We start from the raw sequence: 2,197 nt of genomic DNA, 5'->3' as shown, positions 1-2,197 counted from the left end.
TTCTTGAGATGGGGTTTGAAGAAAGTGAGATAGAAAAATACTTACTAAAGAAAGGAGATTTGTTAGTTTGTGAAGGTGGAATCGTAGGTCGTACTGCAATTTGGGAAGATGAAATTCAAAGATGTATGTATCAAAAGGCATTACATCGGTTAAGATGTGATAAAGATTTTATACTCCCAGAATATATTTATTATTTCTTGCTGGACTGCCATAATAAAGGTGTATTTGAAAAACTAACGTCACAAACAACAATACGGCATTTAACTCAAGAAAAGCTTAAAGAAATCAATATTCCAATTCCTCCCATGCGAGAACAATTAGAAATTGTTAGACGAGTTGAGAGATTTTTGTCTCTAGCTGATCAGTTGGAAGTAAAATATAATGAAGTTTGTGAAAATCTTTTACATGCAGAAAAATCGATATTACAGAAAGCTTTCCGAGGTGAACTTGGAACAAACGAACCAAGTGACGAAAATGCGATTGAATTATTAAAGGAAGTACTTTTAAGAACTAGTGAATTAGTTAATAAGCTATGAAAAGACATCCAATTTTAATGGGTGTCTTTTTTATATCCTATCTTCAATATAATGAAGAACTTTGTTCTCGATAGACTGTAAGCATTCGGTAACGTTTTACAGTAAATACCAAACACTGTAATGACAAGGGTCTTTATATGTTTACTTTGTTACCGTTTGACTGTTACCGAATTAATTGTTACTATTTAGAAAGATAAACCTGTAATGGAGGATGTTATATGAGAAAAATAGCATACATAAGAGTATCATCTGAAAAACAGAACACTGCACGTCAACGGAAAGCGCTTAAAGAAGCGGGATGTGAGTTGTTTTATGAAGAGAAAATTAGTGGTAAGAATACAGATCGCCCAGAATTGCAGAGAATGCTATCGGAGATACAAGAAGAAGATATAGTGATTGTTCATGAAATATCCCGCTTATCCCGTTCAGTAAAAGACCTGTTAACGATTGTTGAACTAATCAAGGAGAAGGGAGCTTCTCTTAAGTCACTCAACGAGTCATGGTTGGATACTTCCAGTAACAACCCTATGAATGAGTTCTTACTAAATATCTTTGGCAGCTTAGCACAGCTTGAACGTGGATTAACATTACAACGTCAACGTGAAGGTATCGAGATTGCAAAGAAAGAGGGTAAGTTTAAAGGACGCAAGATAGAGGTTACAGTAGGTGGTAAGAAGTCAGAGAAGGCTACACAAGCGGTTGAGTGGTATAAGGAAGGTAAGTCAGTGAGATACATCTGTAAAGCATTATCAATAGGTACTGGAACATTCTATCGCTTGTTAGAACGTGAAGGGTTAAGGTAGTAAATGAACTGCTGAAGTGGCGAAAATTGCTTCTATACTAATTTAATAACTGGAAAAAGGCAATCAAACGATTGTCTTTTTTTATATACTTAGCCACTGAGGAATGAATCTGACCCTTTCACTCCAGTGAGGTAAGTGATTACCATGTTCTATAAAATAACACATGTTTCTGCGTTAATAGAAACTAGATTGAGTGCGTCAGATGAATCTATTTCATACGAACCACATCTAAAATGCTAACAAGAGAAAGCAGTATGAAGAAATTTAGGAATGGGGAGACATGTGTCAAACCTCAGTAGCTAAGGAAACAAAGTATTAGTATTCATTTAATAATATCGTATAATGCCTATATATACCATAATTTTCAAAAGGTCAGAGAGTTATTCAAGCGGGTGAGGGGGGTTATTACCACATAATTGCCCCCAGCTTAGAGGACTTGTATGCATAGTAGGTCAACACACATGGCATGAATTTTAATCTATTCGATTGGCAGTTACATTGAAAACAGTACCGCAGAGCGTCCCACTCGAATATTCAATGATGCAGACGGACTGTCAAAATCACTTAATAAAGACATAATTGACAGATTATTTGATCCAATGCTTGATGGTATAGTACGCTTTCAACGGAATAAAAATTATAGTAAATAGTTGATGAAGTAGAAAAAAGTATGAGTGAAAATGCTAATGTGAGGTGATATTATGACCAAAGAAAAAGATTTTCAAAACAAAGTAGAAAATGATGACTTAATGGAAGATCCATCGAAGCAACTAARTCTAGRWGRTGYTTTAGGGACATCTGTAATGRAAGATTACACTAAGCRACTAAGTCTAGRWRGTRYTTTAGGGACATCTGTAA

The 2,197-nt window shown here is 35.1% G+C and carries 2 protein-coding genes; both read left to right on the top strand.

All coding sequences use genetic code 11. The annotated features are described in order from the left end of the window. Window positions 1–536: restriction endonuclease subunit S (locus tag AC1DSL_RS17475; protein ID WP_477533203.1), on the top strand; the 536-nt coding region annotated here is incomplete at its 5' end. Window positions 537–754: 218 nt separating this feature from the next. Further along, window positions 755–1,339: a recombinase family protein gene (locus tag AC1DSL_RS17470; RefSeq protein ID WP_477533202.1), complete on the top strand. Its 585-nt coding sequence runs from the start codon at window positions 755–757 to the stop codon at window positions 1,337–1,339. The last annotated feature ends 858 nt before the right edge of the window (window positions 1,340–2,197 follow it).

Source organism: Paenisporosarcina sp. P4_D4 (assembly GCF_056401835.1).
Note: the sequence above shows the minus strand (reverse complement) of the source record. Positions and strands in the feature narration are given on the sequence as shown.